Source organism: Microvirga brassicacearum (genome assembly GCF_008757455.1).
Taxonomy (GTDB): domain Bacteria; phylum Pseudomonadota; class Alphaproteobacteria; order Rhizobiales; family Beijerinckiaceae; genus Microvirga; species Microvirga brassicacearum.
In genome coordinates this window covers 377-1,616 of sequence record NZ_VCMV01000066.1, presented here as the reverse complement: position 1 = coordinate 1,616, position 1,240 = coordinate 377, and the positions used below count along the sequence as shown (strand labels likewise).

Here is a 1,240-nt window from a genome sequence, read left to right as displayed (position 1 = left end):
TCATCGGCGTCCTCACCGGCTATCTTCGCGGCTGGACGGACAAGATCCTGATGTCGTTCAACGACGCGCTCCTGGCATTCCCGGGAATTCTGCTCGCCCTGGGGCTTCTCGCCGTCATCGGCGCGAACAAGTACGGCATCATCCTCGCGCTGGGGCTTGCCTACACCCCCTCGGTGGCCCGCGTCGTGCGCGGGACGGTTCTGTCGCTGCGCGAGAAGGAATTTGTCGAGGCCTCGCGCGTGATGGGCAATTCCGAGATCTTCACCATGGCTCGCCACATCCTGCCGAACTGCATCGCGCCGCTCACCGTGCTCGCCACCTCCATGTTCGGCTGGGTGCTGCTCGCCGAGAGTGCGTTGAGCTTCCTCGGCCTTGGCGTTCCGCCACCGGCGCCGACCTGGGGAAACATGCTGGCCAGCAGTCGCTCCTTCATCGCGCAAGCGGTCTGGCTCGGCATCTTCCCCGGCCTGTGCATCTCGCTGACGCTCCTCGGCATCAATCTGCTGGGCGATGCGGTGCGCGATAAACTCGATCCGCGCATGCGAGGAGTTTGAAAATGACGAACGCGGTCAAGACAGAACTCCTCAGCGTCGAAGACCTGACCCTGACGGTGTCGCGCAGCGGTCTGGACGTCGTCAAGGGCATCAGCTTCTCGGTCGCGCCCGGCGAGATCGTCGGCATCGTCGGCGAATCCGGCAGCGGGAAGACTCTCGCGGCCCGCGCCGTGATGGGACTTGAGCCGCCCGCCATCCGCCGCAGCTCCGGAACCATCCGCTTCGAGGGCAGGGACATCCATCGCCTGACGCCGAACGAGCTGCGCAAGCTGCGCGGCGCGCGCATCGGCATGGTGTTCCAGGAACCGATGACCTCGCTCAACCCGTCCATGCTCATCGGTCGGCAGCTCGACGAAGGGCTTGCCCTGCACCGCACGCTCGATGCGGCGGCGCGGCGGCGCCTGATCCTCGACATGCTGACGCGCGTCGGCATCGCGGATCCGGAGGCAGCGCTTGCGACCTATCCGCATCAGTTTTCCGGCGGCATGCGCCAGCGCATCATGCTGGCCTCGGTCATGCTGCTGCAGCCCGCGCTCCTCGTCGCCGACGAGCCGACGACCGCTCTCGATGCGGTGGTCCAGCGCGACGTTCTCGAATTGATGGTGGAACTCACGCGGGCGCACAACACCGCGGTCCTCATGATCAGCCACGATCTTTCGATGGTGGCGCGCTACACCGACCGCGTC

2 protein-coding genes are annotated in these 1,240 nt (G+C 66.0%); both read left to right on the top strand.

Annotated elements, in window-relative coordinates:
* A partial coding sequence (locus FEZ63_RS22305) for an ABC transporter permease (protein WP_150948973.1) occupies nucleotides 1-554 on the top strand: 554 nt, incomplete at its 5' end.
* A gap of 2 nt (nucleotides 555-556) precedes the next feature.
* A partial coding sequence (locus tag FEZ63_RS22300) for an ABC transporter ATP-binding protein (protein ID WP_150948979.1) occupies nucleotides 557-1,240 on the top strand: 684 nt, incomplete at its 3' end.